Origin of the sequence: Streptomyces sudanensis, assembly GCF_023614315.1 — a bacterium.
In the GTDB taxonomy this organism is placed as follows: domain Bacteria; phylum Actinomycetota; class Actinomycetes; order Streptomycetales; family Streptomycetaceae; genus Streptomyces; species Streptomyces sudanensis.
In genome coordinates this window covers 3,655,870-3,656,249 of the sequence record NZ_CP095474.1, presented here as the reverse complement: position 1 = coordinate 3,656,249, position 380 = coordinate 3,655,870, and the positions used below count along the sequence as shown (strand labels likewise).

Below are 380 nucleotides of genomic sequence, written 5' to 3'. Positions count from 1 at the left end.
CCCGCGCGCCACGTGCCGGGCAAGGTCACGACCCGTACGAACCGCCCGCACGAACCGCCCGGAAAGCCCTCCCGCGCGGGGATTCGGGCGTGCCTTCCGGCGGTCGCCGTGTTTGGCGCACCGGGCGGGGAGCACTCGGCCGGGAGGACGAAGGGAGGCCGTCGTGATCCTGGAGGAGGTCGCCCTGCCCGCGGCGGACGGTTCCGCGCTCCGCGGCGATCTGGCCCTGCCCGCCTCGGTGCCGCTGATGGTGGTGTTCGCGCACGGCAGCGGCAGTTCCCGGCACAGCCCGCGCAACCGGGCCGTGGCCGCGGCGCTGCGGGAGGCGGGCATGGGAACCCTGCTGATGGACCTGCTCACGGAGCGGGAGGAGCGCCACG

General features: G+C 75.8%; 1 pseudogene. It reads left to right on the top strand.

The annotated features are described in order from the left end of the window. Positions 1-163: 163 nt before the first annotated feature. A pseudogene (locus MW084_RS16915) lies at positions 164-380 on the top strand (hydrolase); the annotation flags it as partial.